This window comes from Curvibacter sp. Hmag1.1, assembly GCF_059769165.1.
The window spans coordinates 1,997,452-2,014,670 of the sequence record NZ_JBMBGX010000002.1 but is presented as its reverse complement, the minus strand read 5'-3'; the positions used below and the strand labels follow the sequence as shown (position 1 = coordinate 2,014,670).

Genomic DNA, 17,219 nt, shown 5'->3' with positions numbered 1-17,219 from the left:
TTAGTCGTCATACCGGTCGTGGCCCCGGCCGCGACCATGGTGACCATGGCGGTGGTGGTGGTCAAACTCCCGGCCGTACCGATCATCACCCCGGCGGTAGCCGGTGTGGTAGCCGTAGCCCTCGCGCCCCCGGCTTTCAAAACGGCGATCCGGCACTTGTCGATTTCCCATGTTGCGTGCGATACCGGTACCAGCAGCACCGCCTATGCCCGCACCGACAATCGCACCCGAGCGACCGCCGACTGACTGGCCCACCGCAGCACCTGCGGCACCCCCTACGGCGCCACCAATCACCGCGCCATTCTGGTTGCGGCCGTGACTTGTTACAGCGGCGCCAGCAGCGCCACCCAATGCGCCACCAATCACCGCACCGCTCTTGCCACCCACGCTTTGTCCCAGAACCGCACCTGCCGCTGCACCTGCGCCACCCCCGAGCAGGGGTGTCCAGTCATCAGCGTGTGCCAAGGGAGACATCAGGAGTGCACTGGCAACACAAGCGCCTGCAATCCAACGAGGGTTCTGAATAGCGGAACGGAATGTGGATAAGTTCAACATGCATCAAGGGGCGAGGCCCGCACCGCCAGAAGTGACGGTTTATGCACCTACAACGGGGCGTTGTTCACCGGGATGACGCGGATTACAAGCCTTTACACCTGCAGCAATTTGCTTACTTGCTGCCCAGAGCGCTTAACTCGGGCGATACCTGCGCCCATTGCACCGGAAAGCCATTGTGGGCATGCGAGGGTGCGTCCAGCGACAAAGCATGCACGGTCCCGGCAATAACACTGTCAATCACGGGTACCGGTACCCGGGCTTGTACAAACGCAGCCATACCCGCCAGGCCGGCGCCTCCCAGAACAATGCTGCGGACTTCCGGATGGGCTGCCGCTTGCAGGCAGGCTTGAGTCAAAAGCTCCAAGGCAGCTTGCGGATCATTGGACAGCTCTACACCGCTGGGTGCAACGGTATGAATATCGATCAGCGCTCGGTGCAAGTCCAGGCCCAGTGCCAGGCGCTGCAGCATGGGTTTCCACTTGGCACCACCCGTAACCACGGCAAAACCCCCATGGCGGCTGGCCTGCAGGAATGAGGCTTCTGCCAAACCTGTTACCGGTGCCGCACTGCCTTCGCGCAAGGCCCACAGGCCGGGGTCGCCAAAACAGGCGATGAGTACGGCATCCGGTTTCCGCACGGATGCATTGCATTGGTCTGCCGCCCACGCATCCAGCAAGGCGTGGCCGGCCACTGCATAGCTGGCCTCGCAAGCGATATAGGGTGCGCCGAAGCGTGCGGTGACGGTGTCCACGTGCACGTCAGGTCCGGCGGCCAATTGCACATGGTGTTGCACCAGGGCGCTCACCGTGGTCGAGGTGTTGGGGTTGATCACCAGCAAACGGCGCATGGATGTCAATCTGTGGCGGGCGCGCCGAACAAGGACAACAAGTCCGGTGCATCGTCCACGGCCTCCGTAAAGTGCAGTTGTTGTTCCAGTTGTGCCAGGTGTTCGTGCATTAAGCGGGCGGCTTCGCGCGGGTCGCGCAGGCGGATGGCGTCCAGCAACGCGCGGTGCTCCTGGCAACCGCACGACGTGGCTTCAGATTTGGCCTGTACATGGTTGTCGCTGTAGGTCATCAAGATCAACGAGGTGCGCGATACCAATTCACGCAAGATGCGTCCCAGCGTTTGGTGGTCGGACGCATTTGCGATGTGCAAGTGAAAGTCCCCGGACAGCCGAATGGCACGGCGCATGTCTCCACTGGCGCGCGCCGCCTCTTCTTCATTGATGCACTGGGTGAGGGTGGCAATGTCGTCCGCTGTAGCGCTGGCAATAAAGCATTCGATCAGGGTGGGCTCGATCATGCGGCGCACCTCAAACACCTCACGCGCTTCTTTCTCGGTGGGTTGGGCCACCATGGCACCGCGGTTGGGCGTCAGCGTCACAATCTGTTCGTTGGCCAGGCGCACCAGTACCGGGCGAATGCGGGTGCGCGATACGCCGAACGCACTGGCCAGCTTTTCTTCAATGAGTTTGGTACCGGGCGGCAGGCGGTGGTCCAGGATGGTGGCCACCATGCGCTCGTAGATCTCGTTTTCCGTCAGTGCAACAAATTCGCTCATGTGTCCCGCTTTGCTTGCTGACGCTTGGCCAGCAGGGTGGACAGCCCCACGGCCAGTCCCATCACGAGAAACGATACCACCATGGTTACCGTGCCCAGCGCGTAGATGGATGGGGTGGTCACGGTGGTGGTGAGGCCTTGCAATTCCAGGGGCAGGGTGTTGACATCACCAATGGCCTGCGTGGTGCGGGCAATCTCATCCCAGCTCAGCGTGAAGCCGAACATGCCGATGCCGACCACCGAGGGTGCAATCAGCGGCAGCACGACGTGGCGGAAGGTCTGCCATGGGGTGGCACCCAAGTCGCGCGCCGCTTCTTCATAGGCAGGGTTGAAGCGGTTGAAGATGGCAAACATGATGAGCAGGCCGAAGGGCAGCGTCCAGGTCAGGTGAGCCCCCAGTGCCGAGGTATAGATGCCCAAAGCGGTACCGTAGTTTTCCAACGCGCTTTCCATGCCGAAGGTCTCCAGCATCTTCTTGATGGCACCATCCAGCAGGCGGAACTCCAGGCCGATACCCAGCGACACAATGATGGACGGCATGATCAGACTGGCCACCACCGTAAAGAACAGCAAATTGGCAAAGCGCAGTTTTTTGCGGAACGCCAGACCCGCCAGTACCGAGAACACGACGGTGAACGCCATCACGGTCAACCCCAGGCCCAGTGAGCGTTTCAGTGCGGAACTGATGTCGACCGTGCCCAGCCCTTCTGCGAGCTTGTGGAACCAGTGCAGCGACATGCTGCGCATCGGAAAAGTCAGGCCGCCATCCGGGCCCTGAAAACTCAGCACCACGATGACCAACATAGGCCCGTAAAGAAACAGCACATAGGCGGCAAAAAATGCAGCCAACAGCCAGAAGGCGGGTGAACGACGGTCGGAATTCATAGCTCTTTCCGGATGTCGACCATGCGGGTCAGGGCCCAGATGATCATCAAGACAATGGCCAGCAGCACCACGGCATTGGCCGCCGCGAGCGGGAACTGCAGGTAAGACGTTTGCACCTGGATGATCTTGCCCACAGATGCAATTTGTTGACCGCCCATGACGCCGATGGTCACGAAGTCGCCCATCACAATGGTGATGACAAAGATGGAGCCGATGATGATGCCGGTGCGGCACAGCGGCACGATCACATTCCACAGCGTTTGCCAACCGCTGGCGCCGCTGTCATTGGCAGCTTCAACTAGGCTGCGGTCTATGCGCATCATGCTGTTGAAGATGGGCACGATCATGAAGGTGGTAAACAGGTGCACAAACGCCAGTACCACCGAGAAGTTGGAGAACAACAGCCACTCAATCGGCTGGTCGACCATGCCGTAGCCGACCAGAAAGTCATTCACCAGCCCGTTGCGACCCAGCAGTGGCACCCAGGCAATCATGCGGATCACATTGGAGGTCCAGAAAGGAATGGTGCAGATGACGAAGAGCACCACCTGCATGCCGCTGGACTTCACATGGAAAGCCAGAAAGTACGACACGGTAAAGCCGATCACCAATGTCAGGGCCCATACCAGCAGGCAGAACTTGAACGTGGACAGGTAGGTCTTGAGCGTGACGCACAGGTCGCCCGACTCATTGCGCGACAAGCAGCCTTCGAACACCGAGATGTAGTTCTTGAAGGTGAAACCCGGCAGCATCTCGTACTGGTTGTAGTCCCAGAAACTCACCATCAGCACCAGGGCCAATGGAATCAAAAAGAAGAGCACAAACACCGTGGTCAGCGGCAGGGCCTGCCACCAGGCCGCAAGCGTGCGGCCCGGGGCAGATGCCGCCGGAAGTGAGGGTGTTGAAGGTGCGCTCATAAGTGCTTATCCGTTAACCAAGTTAGTGAGGGCCCGTCCAGGGCGTGCGCAGCGCTGCCCGTTCCAGAAACACCGCGGGACTGGCTGTGCCAGACCGCTGGTGTTGCCCCCTTGAGGGGGGAACGGGCGACACGCAGTGCGCCCGGACGGGGGTGGTTCACAAGTTACGCTGCGACGAACTCGTTCCACTTCTGGACCATGTAGGCGTTCTCGTCCATCACGGCGTTCCAGCAGGCGATGCCGCCCATGCGTTGTTCGTAGCTGCCGCCGTCGCGCACTTCGCCCTTCTTGGCCAGGACATCGCCGTTGGGGCTCTTGATGTCCTGGGTGGCAGGCTTGCCTTCCATCCAGTACGCCCACTCATAGGCTTCCATCTTGGCCTTGGCGGTTTCCAGCACGGCGCTGTAGTAGCCCTGGCGGTTGAGGTACGCACCTGCCCAGCCATCCAGGAACCAGTTGATGAACTCGTAGGCGCCATCAAGTTTGCGGCCGGACAAGGTGGATGGAATACCGAAGCCGGAAGCCCAGGCGCGATAGCCCTCTTTGAGTGGCTGGAAGGTGCAAGCGATGCCCTTGGTGCGCACTGCGGTGACCGCAGGGCTCCACATGGACTGGATCACCACCTCGCCGGAAGCCATCAGGTTGACGGACTCGTTGAAGTCTTTCCACAGGCTGCGGAACTGGCCTTGCTTCTTGGCTTCAATCAGGGTCTTGATCGTCAGATCAATTTCCTTCTTGGTCATGTTGCCCTTGTCGGGGTACTTGTAGATGCCCATGGCTTCCACGACCATGGCGGCGTCCATGATGCCGATGGAAGGGATGTTCAGGATGGCGGCTTTGCCCTTGAATTCTGGGTTGAGTAGCTCAGCCCAGGAAGAGATGGGGCGCTTGATCAGGTCAGGGCGGATACCCAGCGTGTCGGCGTTGTACACGGTGGGAATGATGGACATGAACTGTGTCGGGCTCTTGGCGAACACTTTGCTTTTTTCGCCTTCCAGGAAGATGGTCTTCTTGGGGGCGGTGCCCTGGTCGCCCACGGCCTTGCCTGCCACCATGCCGGTGGTGAACAGGGTGGTGATCTTGTCTGCGTTTTTGATGCGCTTGGTGTCGATGCCCTTCAGGTTGCCGGTGGGCACGATGTTCTTCAGGGAGAAGTACTCGGTGTCAATCAGGTCGAAGCTGTTGGGCGCAGTCACGGCGCGCTTGGTCACGTCATCGGTGGTGACGGCCACGTACTGGATCTTGATGCCGGTGTCTTTTTCGAACTTTTCGCCGATGGCCTTGTCCTGGTTCACGGCGGTGCCCAAGTAACGCAGCACGATGGGTTCTGCAGAGTGCACTGCGGGGAACATGCCGGCGGCCAAGATGCCGGCGGTGCCTTTGAGCAAGCTGCGGCGCTGCACGGGGGCGGCGTTGGTGAGGGTGTCTTTCAGATCGTCAGCCATGGGAAAACTCCTTGAGGGTTGCGGAGGGGAGGATGAAAACTTCTTGCGAAGACGTTGGGGAAAATGGCCCCGCTCAGTGCGGGAGCGGATGCGCGGCCTCAGGAGCCCAACGCAGCTGCACGGTCTCGCCCACGGCATAGGGCCGCGCGGCAAATGTGGATTCAGACAACATCACCGAGATTTCGGCGGTGGTGGATGCAGTCACCGAGGTGCCGGGGTTCTGCAGGCCCAGCAGCACGTAGGTGCCTTGGTATTCCACGTCGGTGATCAGTGCCATCTTGGTGTGGGGGGCATCAGGCACCGCCTGGTCGGCCGGCAGCACTTGCAGGTGGTCGGTTCGCACACCGACCTTGCCCTCGGGCGTCTCGATCACGTTGTGCCCGCCCATGAAGCGGGCCACAAACTCGCTGGCGGGCCGGTTGTACACCTCGTGCGGGCTGCCTACCTGTTCGATTACGCCGTGGTTCATTACCACCATGGTGTCGGCCAGGGCCATGGCCTCTTCCTGGCTGTGGGTGACGTGGATGAAGGTCAGCCCCAGTTCTTTTTGCCAGCGGCGCAGCTCGGCGCGCATCTGGATGCGCAAGAAGGGGTCGAGCGCAGAGAGCGGCTCATCCAGCAACAGCACACGAGGTTGGGTAATCAATGCCCGTGCCAATGCGACGCGCTGTTGTTGGCCACCCGAGAGCTCAGTCGGTTTGCGGTCGGCCAAATGGCCCATGGCCACGCGCTCCAACAAGTCTTTGGCCTTGGCGTGACGCTCGGCTTTGCCCACGCCCTTCATCTTGAGGCTGAAGGCCACGTTGTCCAGGGCGCTCAGATGCGGGAAGAGCGCAAAGCTCTGGAACATCATGGCCGTGCCGCGTTCGGCGGCGGGCAGGTCGGTGATGTTGCGGTTTTCCAGCAGGATGTCGCCGTCAGACGCCGACTCGTGCCCTGCAATCATGCGCAGCGTGGTGCTCTTGCCGCAGCCCGAAGGGCCGAGCAGGCAGCAGTAGCTGCCGTTGGCAATGCGCAGGTGGATGCTGTCCACAGCGGGCTTGCCCTGCGCATAGCGCTTGGTGAGCCCGATGACTTCGATGGCGGCAGGTGCAGTGGCGTTCATGCCGGGGCTGTACGCAAACCGCATGCCAGCTTTGTACACAATGTTTTTCAAGGATTGTGTACAAAATGCACCGGCATTGTGCGGTGCAACACGCCAAAGCGCAAAACCGGTGCGCGCGGCTTTGGTGCAAACCGGAGAGCACTTCCCCGTTTTTAGTGAATCAAATCAGCCTCTAGCGCACGTGGAATATGCGCGAGCAGCTCCTGATTTCATAGCGTTTCAGGTTTTGGCAGGGCAGGTGCTGAATCCGAAGATTGCATACGACGGGCACCAGCCGATGAGCCCGGTGATCACCGGGGCAATGCCAACCCACCCCCACATGCCTATGATGTCGGTGGCCGCCAGCCCGATCAGCACGGCACCCAGCCAGATGCGGATTAGTCGTTCCCAGTTGCCGATGTTGGTGCGCATGCTGTGCTCCTGAAGCTGTATAGAGCTTGATTGGAGCGGTGGGCGCTACAGCCGTCGGTGCTGCGGCCCACACAGAGGCGGCTTAGTTTTTGACAGCGCAGGTGCTGAAGCCAAACATGGCATAGGGTGGGCACCAGCCCATCAGGCCGGTGGCCAAGGGCACAGCGCCCAGCCAACCCCACCAGCCCACGGTGCCGGTAGCGGCCAGGGCTACGAGCACGGCGCCAGCGCCTATACGGATGATGCGGTCGATACCGCCTACGTTTGCTTTCATGGAATCACTCCTTGGTTGTGTTGAAGTGATTGGACGCTCCGGTGCCAAGGAAGTATGTGACTTAGGTCACGCAGCCTTTGTTCAACTGCGCGCTCAGCCCCCGACGGCCAGTGCACGCAAAGCCTGACTGTTGAGGATGTGAATGTGCTCCCGCCCTAACGTGAGCCAGCCCTCCCTCTCAAAGCGGCGCAGCAGGCGTGTCACCATCTCGCGCACCGTGCCGAGCTCGTCGGCCAATGTCTGGTGCGAGAGGTGCAAGTCCTGCCCGCGCCCCAGCAGGGCGTTGGCCAGCCGCTGGTCCAGCTTCTGGAAGGCGACCGCATCTATCAGGCTGGTCAAGTCGGCCATGCGTTCGGCAAACAGGCCCAGCACCAGATTGCGGAAGGCGGGTGTGTCCAGCCATAGGGCGAAGGTGGCGGGGCTGACTATGATCAGTTCACTCTCTTGCGTGCTGACCCCGTGAGCGCTAAGAGCCTGGCTGCGAAACAGAGCTGCACTGCTGATCAGACACAACTCGCCCGGCACCACGCGGTATAGCTCCAGATGCCGCCCGTCTGCGGCACGGCGCGCGACCCGCACTTCCCCGCGCAGGACCAGCGGGAAACCCTGGCAGGGCTGTCCCTCGGAGAACAGCTCGGTGTGATTTGGCACCGTCATGCTCTGTGCCTCTGGCCCGAGCGCTGCTAGCGTGGGGAACACATGGGTTAGCGCGGGGTAGAGGTTGAGGATGGAGGTGGACATAGATTTTGGTGCTTTAGTGCTCTAGCGCCCGTCGAATGTGCGCGAGCAGCTATCAATTGCGTAGCAGTGCGCTTGTCGCCCGCCAAGTCATCGAGGATGGGGCAGTCCGGCCGGTCGTCGCCGTGGCAGCAGTGCAGCAGGGTGGAGAGGGTGCGCTGCATGGCCTGCATGGCGGCGATGCGCTCACTCAGTTCGTCCATGTGCTTTTGGGCGATTTTCTTGACGTTGGCACTGGCGCGACGCTTGTTTTGCCACAGGCCCACCAGCTCGCCGATCTCGGCCATGGAGAAGCCCAGGTCGCGGCAGCGCTTGATGAAGCGCAGGGTGTGCACATCGGTCTGGTTGTAGAGTCTGTAGCCGCTGTCCGTGCGCGTGACGGTGCCCAGCAGACCCAGCGACTCGTAATGCCGCAGCATCTTGGCAGACACACCGCTCAGCCGGGCGGCCTCGCCGATGTTGACGGGCTGGCCGGAGAGCGTTGCTGACTTAGTCTTTGACGGCATAGCCCTCTTCGGCAATCGCCTTGGCAAGGATGTCGCGGGCTTGGGTGGATTCGACTTCCACCAAGTTGGCGCTGCGGTCGATTTTTACTTGGGCTTGGGGGTCTGCGTCCTGGATGGCGCGGGTGACAGCCTTCTCGCAATGGCCGCAGGTCATGCCGGTAACGGTAAAGGTTTGGTTCATGGGGACTCCTGAAAGGCAGATAAAAGCATTGTGAACCTTGCCATGGTGGGAGGGTCAAGCGCCTGTGTCAGTGGCCTGCCGCTCTTTGGGCAAACAAAAATGCACGTAAGCTTGTTTTCCCATGTGTTGAAGAGGGGAGGTTCACTTGGACATCATCAAAGCCACGGTCGAAGACGCTCCGGCCATCAGCCGCCTGATCGGTAGCGTGGCCCGCTTCTTTACTTTGCAGCCGGATGGAGCGGGTGCGGAAGACTTTCTCAAGACGATTTCGCCCGACGCTGTAGCCGGTTACCTGGCGGATCCGCGTTTCACTTACTTCAAGGCGGTCAACAACGACGCGCTGGCGGGTGTGGTGGCCGTGCGCGACGCCAGCCACCTGTACCACCTGTTTGTGGACGCGTCATTCCAGCGCCGGGGCCTGAGCCGCCAGCTATGGGACCATGCCCGTGCAGCGGTGGGTGAGGCGAACCCCGGCTACTTCACCGTCAACTCCACGCCCTATGCCCAGCCGGTGTACGAGCGTTTCGGGTTTGTGGCCACCGGACCCCGGGTGGAGACAAAAGGCATTGCATTTGTGCCCATGCGTTGGGTAGCCGCTTGACCTTCCCACCATGGCAAGGCCTAAGCTTGCACCATGAGTACTGAAACCCCCTCCCCCACGACCATCGATATCGGCATTGGCGGCATGACTTGCGCATCGTGTGTGATGCGTGTGGAAAAAGCCCTGAAAAAGGTGCCCGGCGTGGACAGCGCCACGGTGAACCTGGCCACCGAGTCTGCCCGCATCGCGGTGCACGATGCTGGCATGGAGGCCCGCTTGCGCCGCGCGGTACGGGACGCGGGCTACGAGCCGCTGGCGCCCAGTGCGGCAATTGATGCGGTGGATGCCTCGCCATGGGCGGGCTTCGGGCCGGTGGGCATAGGCCTGGCGCTGTGTGCGCCGCTGGTACTGCCCATGGTCGGGGACCTGTTCGACAAAGACTGGATGCTGCCTGCGCTGTGGCAATTCTTGCTGGCCACGCCGGTGCAGTTCATTTTGGGGGCACGTTTCTACAAGGCCGGTTGGCATGCGCTGCTGGCTCGCACCGGCAATATGGATTTGCTGGTGGCGCTGGGCACCACTGCGGGCTGGGCCTTGTCCATGTGGTTGTGGCTGAGTCCTCAGTGGTTTGGCGCCCCTGACCACAGCGCGCATGGCATGCCCGCCATGGAGCCGCACCTGTACTTTGAAGGCAGCGCCGTGGTGGTGACGCTGGTGCTTTTGGGCAAATGGCTGGAAGCCCGGGCCAAGCGGCAGACGACGGCCGCCATTCGCGCCCTGCACAGCCTGCGCCCGGACACGGCGCACCTGATGGGCCGTGATGGAGAAGTAGACGTGCCCGTGGCCGAAGTACTTGTCGGCGACAAAATTGTGGTCAAACCCGGCGAGCGCTTTCCGGTAGACGGGACGCTGCTGGAGGGCCGCACGCAGGTGGATGAATCGATGCTGACGGGCGAGCCTCTGCCGGTGGCTAAAGACGTGGGCGCCAAGCTCACGGGCGGCAGCATCAATGGCGAAGGCCGCGTGGTGCTACTGGTGCGCGCGGTGGGGGTGGACACGGTGCTCTCCAGCATCATCCGCCTGGTGGAAGACGCACAGGCTGCTAAAGCGCCCATTCAGCGGTTGGTGGACCAGGTGAGCGCGGTGTTTGTGCCGGTGGTGCTTGTCATTGCGCTGGTCACGCTGCTGGGCTGGTACTTCACCGGCCATAGCTTTGAGGTGGCACTGATCCACGCCGTGGCAGTGCTGGTGATTGCCTGCCCTTGCGCGCTGGGTTTGGCCACGCCGGCTGCCATCATGGCGGGCACCGGGGTGGCGGCCAAGTTCGGCATTTTGATCAAGGACGCGCAGGCGCTGGAGGTAGCGCATACCGTGAACGTGGTGGCCTTCGACAAAACCGGCACGCTTACCGTGGGCCAACCCCGCCTGACCGCATTGGTGCCCGTGGGCCTGACCAATGACGAAGCACTGGCCTTGGCCGCCGGTTTGCAAAGCGGCAGCGAGCACCCGCTGGCCCGCGCTGTGCTGCAGGCGGCCAAAGACAAAGCACTCACCATGACCGTACCCACTGACGTGCAAGCCGTGGCCGGCCGCGGCACCCAAGGCAAAGTAGGGGAGCGCACTTTATTGCTGGGTAGCTTGCGCTGGATGGCTGAGCTGGGGGTGGACATGGCGCCGGTCGCGGCGCAGGCGGCCGATTTGCAGATGAGCGGCGCCACGGTGTCTGCCATGGCAGAGCAACAATCCGGCGGCGTAAAGCTGCTGGCCCTGCTCGCGTTTGCCGACGAACCCAAGCCCGGTGCCAAAGAAGCGTTGGCCGCCCTGAAGGCTCGCGGTATCCAGACCGTCATGATCTCCGGCGACAACCGTGGAGCGGCAGAAGCCATGGCCAAGCGCCTCGGCTTGGATTCCAAAGATGTGTTGGCCGAGGTATTGCCCGGCGACAAGGCTGCGAAAGTCGCCGCGCTCAAAGCCGGTGGCAAAGTCGTTGCCATGGTGGGCGACGGCGTGAATGACGCGCCTGCGCTGGCGGCGGCCGATGTGGGCATGGCCATGGCCAACCCCAACGGTGGTGGCACCGACGTGGCCATGCATGCCGCCGGCATCACCCTCATGCGGGGCGACCCGCTCTTGGTGGCGGCTGCGCTTGACATCAGCCGTCGCACGGTGTCCAAAATCCGGCAAAACCTGTTCTGGGCCTTTGCCTACAACGCGGCCGGCATTCCCTTGGCGGCGTTGGGCTACCTCAGCCCGGTGGTGGCAGGTGCCGCCATGGCACTGAGCTCGGTGAGCGTGATGACCAACGCCTTGCTGCTCAAGCGGTGGACACCGGAGCAGGGTGGAAAGTAAGTCGATTTCGGGATAAAAATGGGCGCTGGCGCTCATGGAATATGCGCGAGCAGCTCCTAAAATGGGAGCAAACCCCAAGGCGCCCATGAACCATTTGCTGCTCACAACCGGCCTCTATGTGCTCACCGCGATCGCTGAGATCGTGGGGTGCTACCTGCCTTGGCTCTGGTTGCAGCAGCGCGCACCGGTGTGGGTGCTGTTGCCGGCGGCAGCGTCACTGGCCCTGTTCGTGTGGCTGCTCACCTTGCACCCTGCAGCCAGCGGCCGGGTGTATGCGGCCTATGGCGGTGTGTACATCGCCACCGCGCTGGTGTGGTTGTGGGTGGTGGACGGCATTCGCCCTTCGGCATGGGACTGCGCTGGTGCGGCTTTGGCCTTGGCGGGCATGGCGGTGATTGTGCTGGCGCCGCGCACCGGGGCATGACGTAAGTCAAGGTGTGCTGGAGCGGTCTGTGGGATTCTCTGGCTGCCCGAGTCGTTGGAAATGGCGGGCGTCCTGACGGCTTTGCCTCGTATTGCCGCTTGTATACACCCCTAGACTCTGAAAGAATGGCCCAACGCTTGGACCGGCTCACCCGAGGAACACAACAATGAACATGATGACCATGATGCGCCAATTCACCATCCGGCTGCGTATGTTGGGGGCCATTGCGATGGTGCTGGCCCTGCTGTTCATGCTGGGCGGTGGTGGCCTGTGGGGCATGGGCAAGATCCAGGACCAGAGCGATGCTTTTCTGGACAACTCCTTCGCCGAGATGCAGCACCTGGGCCGCTTGCAGGCTGCCATGAGCACGGTGCGCGAGGCCGAAAAGGACATGATCATCGAATACGAGCGTCCCGCGGAGGTCGAAAAGGCTTACACCCGCTGGAAGTCCCACCTGGCCGAAGTGGACGCGATTGCAGGCCACTTCCTCGAAGGGGTGGAAGACACCGACAACCCGGTGGTCCGCGAGATGCAGGCCGACCTCAAGGAATACGTCAAATTGTTTGAACCGGTGGCCAACCAACTCAAATCCAGCGGTTACGAGTCCGCCACCATTGCCAACCGCATGAGCCAGAAGGCCTTGGGCCAGATCGACAAGGTCATGAAGCACATGAAGTCGCTGGAAGGCGTGTTGCAGGACGAGGCCAATGACGCGGTCAACGACCAGCACAAGGTCAGCGGTGTGATCAAGTGGCTGTTCATCGCCGCACTGGGTGTGGCCTCTCTGGTAGTGGTGCCGCTCACTATTCTCAACATGAACTCCATCTGCCAGCCCTTGGAGCGCGCGCGCTTGTTGGCGCAGGCGATTGCCGGTGGTGACTTGTCGCAAGCGATTGAGGTGCACGGCAAAGATGAAGTGGCCGATTTGCAGCATGCCCAGAAGGCCATGCAAGAGGGCTTGGGCGCCTTGGTCTCGCAGGTGCGCTATGCCAGCGAGAGCGTGGCCACGGCCAGCCAGGAAATCGCCTCGGGTAACCAAGACTTGTCGGAGCGCACCGAAAAATCCGCCAGCAGCGTGCAGGACACCGTGGGCTCCCTGGCCGAGCTGACTGAGAACGTGCAGCAAACGGCCCACGCTGCCCAAACGGCCCGCCAGTTGTCCGATTCCGCCTTTACGCTCGCGGCCCGTGGTGGCCAGGTGGTCACGCAGGCGGTAGGCAGCATGCATGAGATCGCCGCCAGCAGCAGCAAGATCAACGACATCATCGGCCTGATCGATTCCATTGCTTTCCAGACCAACATCCTGGCGTTGAACGCGGCGGTAGAAGCGGCCCGTGCCGGCGAGCAGGGCCGGGGCTTTGCAGTGGTGGCATCTGAAGTGCGCATGCTGGCCAAACGCTCGGCTGCGGCGGCGCAAGAAATCAAGGCGCTGGTGAGCACCAGCGTGCACGCCGTCGATGGTGGTGTGAAGCTGGTGGAAGAGGCCGGCGCCGCCATGAAAGAAATGGTGGATGGCGTGCAGCGCGTGGGCCAGATCATCGGGGAAATCTCTTCGTCTGCCACCGAGCAGTCCAGCGGCATTGCACAGGTGAACCAGTCGGTGGGCATGATCGATCAAGCCACCCAGCAGAACGCGGCCTTGGTGGAGCAAAGCGCTGCAGCTGCCCAAGGCTTGCGTGAGCAGGCAGACGCGCTGGCACAGGTGGTACGCCAGTTCCGTCTCAAGGGCAGCGCCGCCTGACGCCGCCGGTGGAGACCCCTTCGCAGCCCGCGCTGCCTTCCGTGGACGCGCGCGGCTGGTGCTTGGCTCTCGCGCTGTCGGTGGGGGCGGCGGTGTCGCTAGGTATTACCCGTTTTGCCTATGGGCTGCTGCTGCCCGCGATGCGCACCGACCTGGGCTGGACCTACACCCTGGCCGGCGCCATGAACACCGCGAACGCGCTGGGCTACTTCATCGGTGCGCTGCTCACCCCTCGCCTGTTGCGCAGCCGGGGTCCGGGCGAGTTGTTGTGGGGCGGGGCATTGCTGGCCACCGTGTTCATGGCCCTGAGCGGATTCTTTACCGATGCGAATGCCTTGCTGGTGCAGCGCCTGCTGGCCGGTATTGCCAGTGCCCTGGTGTTCGTGGCCGGCGGATTGCTGGCCGCACGGATGGGCGCGCGTTACCCGCGCCATGGCGGCCTGCTGTTGGGTATCTATTACGGTGGCACCGGCTTGGGGATAGTAGCCAGTGCCTTGTTGGTGCCATGGCTTTTGGAGCGTTTTGCGGGTCAGGCCCATGGCTGGCGGTGGTCCTGGTGGGCTTTGGCGCTGATTTGTGCAGCCGGAACCGCGGTGATGCTGTGGCCGGCACGGGTGATGTCGGGCTGGGCCCTGCCGCAAGCGCAGGCGGCAGCCGGCGGGCCGCAGCAGTTTCACTGGGCAGATTTCCGCTACGGCTTGGCGGGGTACACGCTGTTCGGGGTGGGCTACATCGGCTATATGACCTTTGTGGTGGCGCTTTTGCGCTCGCAGGGCACATCCGCCGCCGCTGTTACGGTGTTTTATTCCTTGCTGGGTGTGGCGGTGATGGCGTCCAGCCGCATCTGGGCACGCTTGCTGGACAAGCACCACGACGGTCGGCCGCTCGCCACGCTGAATGCCTTGTTAGGCGTGGCGACCATTCTCCCGGCGCTCACCCAGTGGTGGCCGGTGGTGCTGGTGTCTGGTTTGCTTTTCGGGGCGGTGTTTTTGTCGGTGGTGGCATCGACCACGGCGTTGGTGCGGCACAACCTGCCGCCTGCGGCCTGGGCAGCAGGTATCAGCGCCTTCACCACCGTGTTTGCCGCCGGCCAGATCGTCGGGCCCACGGTCGTGGGCTGGATTGCCGATGGCCCCGGCGGCTTGGCACGTGGCCTGGTGTTTTCGGCATGTGCATTGTGGGTAGGGTCCGCCCTCGGCCTACGTCAAAAGGCACTCCGGCGCCCGTGAATCCTGCGCAAGCAGCTATCAAAGTAGTAGCAATTCAAGAGAAAAGGGCCCGTGAGGGCCCTTCTTTTTGGTAGCGCTTGGCCTTATTTCAGCAGGCCTTCAGCGCGCATGGCGGCTTGCACACCGGGGCGTTCGCTCACGCGGGTCCGGTAGGCCAGCAAATTGGCAAAGGTGCTGAGGTCCACCTTCACGATGCGGGCCCAGTTGGTCACGGTGAACAGGTAGGCGTCGGCCACGGTGAACTGTTCGCCCAGCAGGTAGTCCTTGCCGGCGAGTTCGCTGTCTACCCACGCAAGGCGCTTGGCCAGGGTTTGTTTGGCCTGCTCTTTGGTTGCATCGGGTGCGGCAGGGTTGAACAAGGGGCTGAAGCTCTTGTGCAGTTCGGTGCCGATGAAGGTAAGCCACTCCTGCAGCTTGTAGCGCTCGAAGGTGCCGTTGGCCGGGGCCAGCTTTTTCTCGGGCACCAGGTCCGCCAGGTACTGCACGATGGCGGGGCCCTCGTGCAGGCTGCGGCCGTCGTCCAGCGTGAGGTAGGGCACGTAGCCCAGCGGGTTGATGGTGTAGAAGTCGGTGCCGTCGGGCAGCTGGTGGGTTTTTGTAGGCGCAGGGATGGCTTCAAACGCCAGGCCGGCTTCATGCATCACGATGTGCGGGGAGAGCGAGCAGGCGCCCTGGGAGTAATACAGCTTCATAAACGTCCTCGGGTTGGGTCAGGCTTGCATGCTAGCGGCTTTGGCGGCCCGGATGTGCTGCACGGCTTTTTCCGCAATCATGATGGTGGGCGCGTTGGTGTTGCCAGTCACCAGGTCCGGCATGATGGACGCGTCCACCACGCGCAAGCCTTGGATGCCGTGCACCCGCAGCTCTGCGTCCACCACCGCCATGGGGTCGTTGGCCGGGCCCATTTTGCAGGTGCCTATGGGGTGGTATTCGGTGTCGGAGTGGTCGCGCAAGAACTGTTCGATCTGCGCCCGGTTGTCCCGTTCAATCGGGTAAAGCATCTTGCCGCGGTAGGGCTGCAAGGCCTGCGCCTGCATGATGTCAAAGCCCATCTGCGTGCCGCGCACCAGGGTTTCCAGGTCATCAGGGTCTTGCAGGTAAGCGGGGTCGATGCGGGGAGCATCGGTGGGCTTGGCGCTCTGCAGGGTGACGCTGCCGCGGCTCTTGGGCCGCATCAGGGTGACGTGCAGGGTGTAGCCGTGGCCGAGGTGGGCTTTGCGGGTGTGGTCGTCCACGATGCCGGTGCAAAATGCGAGCTGGATGTCAGGCGCCTCCACGTCGGGCCGGGTTTTCATGAAGGCCTGGGATTCGGCCACGTTGGTGGTGATCCAGCCGGTGCGCTTGGCTCTCCACTCGAACACCGACTTCACCATGTTGAGCGCGCCTTTGAACGAAAAGCCCAGGGTCTCCTGCTGGTGTTGGGTGCGGTAAATCAGGACCGTGGTGACGTGGTCCTGCAGGTTCTGGCCTACGCCGGGCAGCACGTGGCGCACCGGAATACCGTGTTCGCGCAGGTGCTCGGCAGGGCCCACACCCGAGAGCATGAGCAGCTGGGGCGAGCCGAAGGCGCCGCCGCTGAGCAGCACCTCGCGCCGGGCACGCAGCTCGTGGGTCTGGCCCTGGTGCAGGTAGCTCACCCCGGTGGCGCGTTGGTCGCCATGGGCGCCGTCGAGCAGTACTTTGCTGGTGTGGGCGTGCGTGATCACGGTGAGGTTGGGCCGGTTGCGGTGGGGCGTGACATAGGCCTTGGCCGCACTCCAGCGCTCGCCGTCCTTCTGGGTAACTTGCGCGGGCGCGCAGCCCCATTGCTGTGCACCGTTGTAGTCGGGGGTGCGTGGCAGACCTTGACTTTCGCAAGCATCCAGAAACGCCTGGTTCAGCGGGCTGGGGCTGCGCAGGTAGCTCACGTTGAGCGGGCCGCCGGTGCTACGGTATTCGTTGTTGCCGAAGCACTGGTTGTTCTCGGACTGCTTGAAGAGCGGCAATACTTCCTGGTAGCTCCAGCCGGGGTTGCCTAAAGCGGCCCAGCGGTCGTAGTCGTGGGGGTTGCCGCGGGTGTAGACCATGGCATTGAGAGAGCTGCTGCCACCCATGACCTTGCCGCGTGGCGCGAAGCCCCGGCGCCCGCCCAGGCCGGGCTGGGGCACGCTCTCGTAGTTCCAGTTGAAGATGCCCAAGGGCGCGGTGGCGGCGAAGCCCAGGGGCGCGTGGATAAAGGCGCTGGTGTCCGGGCCGCCGGCTTCGAGCAGGCACACGGTGATGGTCGGGTCTTCGCTCAGGCGGCCGGCAAGCACGCAGCCGGCGGAGCCGCCGCCGACCACGATGTAGTCAAATTCTGTGGGGGTCATGAAAAGGG

Annotated in this window: 19 protein-coding genes; 5 read left to right on the top strand and 14 right to left on the bottom strand. The window is 62.5% G+C overall.

Features of this window, described 5'->3' with window-relative positions; all coding sequences use genetic code 11:
* From ACOAP0_RS10160 to ACOAP0_RS10105, 12 genes are all read right to left on the bottom strand, one after another.
* Nucleotides 1-555 (bottom strand): glycine zipper domain-containing protein, encoded by a 555-nt coding sequence (locus ACOAP0_RS10160; protein WP_498376301.1) that lies wholly within the window; start codon nt 553-555, stop codon nt 1-3.
* 112 nt (nt 556-667) lie between these two features.
* Nucleotides 668-1,402 (bottom strand): aspartate/glutamate racemase family protein, encoded by a 735-nt coding sequence (locus tag ACOAP0_RS10155; protein WP_498376300.1) that lies wholly within the window; start codon nt 1,400-1,402, stop codon nt 668-670.
* 5 nt (nt 1,403-1,407) lie between these two features.
* Nucleotides 1,408-2,118 (bottom strand): GntR family transcriptional regulator, encoded by a 711-nt coding sequence (locus ACOAP0_RS10150; RefSeq protein WP_087495706.1) that lies wholly within the window; start codon nt 2,116-2,118, stop codon nt 1,408-1,410.
* Complete coding sequence (locus ACOAP0_RS10145) at nt 2,115-3,002, bottom strand: ABC transporter permease (protein WP_498376299.1); 888 nt, start codon at nt 3,000-3,002, stop codon at nt 2,115-2,117. Before ACOAP0_RS10145 ends, ACOAP0_RS10150 begins: the two co-directional genes overlap by 4 nt.
* Nucleotides 2,999-3,919 carry an ABC transporter permease gene (locus ACOAP0_RS10140; RefSeq protein WP_498376298.1) on the bottom strand — a complete coding sequence of 307 codons (921 nt, stop codon included), beginning with the start codon at nt 3,917-3,919 and terminating at the stop codon, nt 2,999-3,001. The genes ACOAP0_RS10145 and ACOAP0_RS10140 overlap by 4 nt, the downstream gene beginning before the upstream one ends.
* A gap of 164 nt (nt 3,920-4,083) precedes the next feature.
* Nucleotides 4,084-5,364: an ABC transporter substrate-binding protein gene (locus tag ACOAP0_RS10135; protein ID WP_087495703.1), complete on the bottom strand. Its 1,281-nt coding sequence runs from the start codon at nt 5,362-5,364 to the stop codon at nt 4,084-4,086.
* Between the two features lie 73 nt (nt 5,365-5,437).
* Nucleotides 5,438-6,469 (bottom strand): ABC transporter ATP-binding protein, encoded by a 1,032-nt coding sequence (locus ACOAP0_RS10130; protein ID WP_498377769.1) that lies wholly within the window; start codon nt 6,467-6,469, stop codon nt 5,438-5,440.
* Nucleotides 6,470-6,688: 219 nt separating this feature from the next.
* Complete coding sequence (locus ACOAP0_RS10125; RefSeq protein WP_087495702.1) at nt 6,689-6,880, bottom strand: YgaP family membrane protein; 192 nt, start codon at nt 6,878-6,880, stop codon at nt 6,689-6,691.
* Nucleotides 6,881-6,962: 82 nt separating this feature from the next.
* A complete protein-coding gene (locus ACOAP0_RS10120; RefSeq protein WP_481875105.1) occupies nt 6,963-7,154 on the bottom strand; it encodes a YgaP family membrane protein in 192 nt (63 codons plus the stop codon).
* Nucleotides 7,155-7,247: 93 nt separating this feature from the next.
* A complete protein-coding gene (locus tag ACOAP0_RS10115) occupies nt 7,248-7,895 on the bottom strand; it encodes a Crp/Fnr family transcriptional regulator (RefSeq protein WP_498376297.1) in 648 nt (215 codons plus the stop codon).
* The gene (gene cueR / locus ACOAP0_RS10110; protein WP_498376296.1) at nt 7,859-8,398 is read right to left on the bottom strand and encodes a Cu(I)-responsive transcriptional regulator; all 540 of its coding nucleotides are present in this window, start codon (nt 8,396-8,398) and stop codon (nt 7,859-7,861) included. Before cueR ends, ACOAP0_RS10115 begins: the two co-directional genes overlap by 37 nt.
* Nucleotides 8,382-8,579 carry a heavy-metal-associated domain-containing protein gene (locus ACOAP0_RS10105; protein ID WP_313868156.1) on the bottom strand — a complete coding sequence of 66 codons (198 nt, stop codon included), beginning with the start codon at nt 8,577-8,579 and terminating at the stop codon, nt 8,382-8,384. Before ACOAP0_RS10105 ends, cueR begins: the two co-directional genes overlap by 17 nt.
* A 145-nt stretch (nt 8,580-8,724) precedes the next feature.
* On the opposite strand from ACOAP0_RS10105, the gene ACOAP0_RS10100 reads away from it, so the two are divergent.
* The 5 genes from ACOAP0_RS10100 to ACOAP0_RS10080 all read left to right on the top strand — a co-directional run bounded on the left by ACOAP0_RS10100 (nt 8,725) and on the right by ACOAP0_RS10080 (nt 14,863).
* Nucleotides 8,725-9,180, top strand: coding sequence for a GNAT family N-acetyltransferase (locus ACOAP0_RS10100; RefSeq protein ID WP_498376295.1), 456 nt, complete (start codon nt 8,725-8,727; stop codon nt 9,178-9,180).
* Between the two features lie 33 nt (nt 9,181-9,213).
* On the top strand, nt 9,214-11,469 hold the full coding sequence (locus ACOAP0_RS10095) for a heavy metal translocating P-type ATPase (RefSeq protein ID WP_498376293.1): 2,256 nt from the start codon (nt 9,214-9,216) through the stop codon (nt 11,467-11,469).
* An 85-nt stretch (nt 11,470-11,554) separates the two neighbouring features.
* Nucleotides 11,555-11,893: a YnfA family protein gene (locus ACOAP0_RS10090; protein ID WP_498376291.1), complete on the top strand. Its 339-nt coding sequence runs from the start codon at nt 11,555-11,557 to the stop codon at nt 11,891-11,893.
* A 166-nt stretch (nt 11,894-12,059) separates the two neighbouring features.
* On the top strand, nt 12,060-13,634 hold the full coding sequence (locus ACOAP0_RS10085) for a methyl-accepting chemotaxis protein (RefSeq protein ID WP_498376290.1): 1,575 nt from the start codon (nt 12,060-12,062) through the stop codon (nt 13,632-13,634).
* An 8-nt stretch (nt 13,635-13,642) separates the two neighbouring features.
* Nucleotides 13,643-14,863 carry a YbfB/YjiJ family MFS transporter gene (locus ACOAP0_RS10080; protein WP_498376288.1) on the top strand — a complete coding sequence of 407 codons (1,221 nt, stop codon included), beginning with the start codon at nt 13,643-13,645 and terminating at the stop codon, nt 14,861-14,863.
* An 83-nt stretch (nt 14,864-14,946) separates the two neighbouring features.
* Here ACOAP0_RS10080 and gstA read toward each other — a convergent pair whose 3' ends face one another.
* Together gstA and ACOAP0_RS10070 are read right to left on the bottom strand one after the other, a co-directional pair.
* The gene (gstA, locus tag ACOAP0_RS10075; RefSeq protein ID WP_498376287.1) at nt 14,947-15,555 is read right to left on the bottom strand and encodes a glutathione transferase GstA; all 609 of its coding nucleotides are present in this window, start codon (nt 15,553-15,555) and stop codon (nt 14,947-14,949) included.
* Between the two features lie 18 nt (nt 15,556-15,573).
* Nucleotides 15,574-17,211: a GMC family oxidoreductase gene (locus ACOAP0_RS10070; protein WP_498376286.1), complete on the bottom strand. Its 1,638-nt coding sequence runs from the start codon at nt 17,209-17,211 to the stop codon at nt 15,574-15,576.
* Between the last annotated feature and the right edge of the window lie 8 nt (nt 17,212-17,219).

Bases quoted from the DNA above. Each gene is read 5' to 3' on its own strand.
- ACOAP0_RS10160 (WP_498376301.1), bottom strand. From the start codon at position 555: ATGTTGAACTTATCCACATTCCGTTCCGCTATTCAGAACCCTCGTTGG.
- ACOAP0_RS10155 (WP_498376300.1), bottom strand. From the start codon at position 1,402: ATGCGCCGTTTGCTGGTGATCAACCCCAACACCTCGACCACGGTGAGC.
- ACOAP0_RS10150 (WP_087495706.1), bottom strand. From the start codon at position 2,118: ATGAGCGAATTTGTTGCACTGACGGAAAACGAGATCTACGAGCGCATG.
- ACOAP0_RS10145 (WP_498376299.1), bottom strand. From the start codon at position 3,002: ATGAATTCCGACCGTCGTTCACCCGCCTTCTGGCTGTTGGCTGCATTT.
- ACOAP0_RS10140 (WP_498376298.1), bottom strand. From the start codon at position 3,919: ATGAGCGCACCTTCAACACCCTCACTTCCGGCGGCATCTGCCCCGGGC.
- ACOAP0_RS10135 (WP_087495703.1), bottom strand. From the start codon at position 5,364: ATGGCTGACGATCTGAAAGACACCCTCACCAACGCCGCCCCCGTGCAG.
- ACOAP0_RS10130 (WP_498377769.1), bottom strand. From the start codon at position 6,469: ATGAACGCCACTGCACCTGCCGCCATCGAAGTCATCGGGCTCACCAAG.
- ACOAP0_RS10125 (WP_087495702.1), bottom strand. From the start codon at position 6,880: ATGCGCACCAACATCGGCAACTGGGAACGACTAATCCGCATCTGGCTG.
- ACOAP0_RS10120 (WP_481875105.1), bottom strand. From the start codon at position 7,154: ATGAAAGCAAACGTAGGCGGTATCGACCGCATCATCCGTATAGGCGCT.
- ACOAP0_RS10115 (WP_498376297.1), bottom strand. From the start codon at position 7,895: ATGTCCACCTCCATCCTCAACCTCTACCCCGCGCTAACCCATGTGTTC.
- cueR (WP_498376296.1), bottom strand. From the start codon at position 8,398: ATGCCGTCAAAGACTAAGTCAGCAACGCTCTCCGGCCAGCCCGTCAAC.
- ACOAP0_RS10105 (WP_313868156.1), bottom strand. From the start codon at position 8,579: ATGAACCAAACCTTTACCGTTACCGGCATGACCTGCGGCCATTGCGAG.
- ACOAP0_RS10095 (WP_498376293.1), top strand. From the start codon at position 9,214: ATGAGTACTGAAACCCCCTCCCCCACGACCATCGATATCGGCATTGGC.
- ACOAP0_RS10090 (WP_498376291.1), top strand. From the start codon at position 11,555: ATGAACCATTTGCTGCTCACAACCGGCCTCTATGTGCTCACCGCGATC.
- ACOAP0_RS10085 (WP_498376290.1), top strand. From the start codon at position 12,060: ATGAACATGATGACCATGATGCGCCAATTCACCATCCGGCTGCGTATG.
- gstA (WP_498376287.1), bottom strand. From the start codon at position 15,555: ATGAAGCTGTATTACTCCCAGGGCGCCTGCTCGCTCTCCCCGCACATC.
- ACOAP0_RS10070 (WP_498376286.1), bottom strand. From the start codon at position 17,211: ATGACCCCCACAGAATTTGACTACATCGTGGTCGGCGGCGGCTCCGCC.